Origin of the sequence: Embleya sp. NPDC056575 (assembly GCF_042793325.1) — a bacterium.
GTDB lineage: Bacteria > Actinomycetota > Actinomycetes > Streptomycetales > Streptomycetaceae > Embleya.
Genome location: NZ_JBHTVA010000198.1, coordinates 671 through 1,119, shown reverse-complemented (window position 1 = coordinate 1,119; position 449 = coordinate 671). Strand labels below are relative to the sequence as shown.

Below are 449 nucleotides of genomic sequence, written 5' to 3'. Positions count from 1 at the left end.
GAGACAAGCTGAAGCGGGCAGTGAAAAAGCCGTACACACTCGTCAACAACTACGGGCCGACAGAAAATACGGTCGTTGCCACGAGTACAGAAATCCATCCGGAGGAAGGCTCGCTTTCCATCGGAAGGGCCATTGCCAATACGAGAGTATACATTCTCGGCGAGGGCAATCAGGTGCAGCCGGAAGGCGTAGCCGGAGAGCTTTGCGTGGCGGGGCGCGGACTGGCACGAGGCTATCTGAATCGAGAAGACGAAACCGCGAAGCGGTTTGTCGCTGATCCGTTTGTGCCGGGTGAGTGCATGTACCGCACCGGCGATTTGGTGAAATGGACGGGCGGCGGCATCGAATACATCGGCCGGATCGACCAGCAGGTCAAGGTCCGCGGCTACCGGATCGAGCTCTCAGAAATTGAAGTCCAGCTCGCCCAGCTTACTGAGGTGCAGGATGCG

Annotated in this window: 1 protein-coding gene; it reads left to right on the top strand. The window is 58.4% G+C overall.

The genetic code is table 11. The features are described from left to right. On the top strand, positions 1-449 hold a 449-nt coding region (locus ACFRCG_RS48720), incomplete at both ends, for an AMP-binding protein (RefSeq protein WP_380043115.1).